This is a genomic window from Salinisphaera sp. G21_0 (genome assembly GCF_017744115.1).
GTDB lineage: Bacteria > Pseudomonadota > Gammaproteobacteria > Pseudomonadales > Endozoicomonadaceae > Endozoicomonas.
In genome coordinates this window covers 1-552 of sequence record NZ_JAGHQW010000272.1, presented here as the reverse complement: position 1 = coordinate 552, position 552 = coordinate 1, and the positions used below count along the sequence as shown (strand labels likewise).

Sequence of the window (552 nt, the reverse complement as noted above, 5' to 3'; positions counted from 1 at the left end):
TTGGTGACCAGTGCCCGGTCGAGCGGTTTGCCCTTAACGTCCCCGTCTTTGCCCTCCTGCCAGCCCTCTTTCAAGCAGGGCAGGGTCAGGAAGGCCTTCACGTCCTTATCTTTCGGTAAGCCTTTGCTATTACACATGGAGGAAATATTGGTGACCAGTGCCCGGTCGGGCGGTTTGCCCTTAACGTCTTCGTCTTTGCCCTCCTGCCAGCCCTCTTTCAAGCAGGGCAGGGTCAGGAAGGCCTTCACGTCCTTATCTTTCGGTAAGCCTTTAGAGGAACACATGGAGGAGATATTGGTGACCAGTGCCCGGTCGAGCGGTTTGCCCTTAACGTCCTCGTCTTTGCCCTCCTGCCAGCCCTCTTTCAGGCAGGGCAGGGTCAGGAAGGCCTTCACGTCCTTATCTTTCGGTAAGCCTTTGACATGACACATGGAGGAAATATTGGTGACCAGTGCCCGGTCGAGCGGTTTGCCCTTAACGTCCTCGTCTTTGCCCTCCTGCCAGCCCTCTTTCAAGCAGGGCAGCGTCAGGAAAGCCTTCACGTCCTGATCT

1 protein-coding gene is annotated in these 552 nt (G+C 56.3%); it reads right to left on the bottom strand.

Going from position 1 to position 552, the window contains the following annotated elements; genetic code table 11:
* Window positions 1–552, bottom strand: a 552-nt coding sequence (locus J7439_RS26025; RefSeq protein WP_209204960.1) for a hypothetical protein, incomplete at both ends; no start/stop codon positions are given.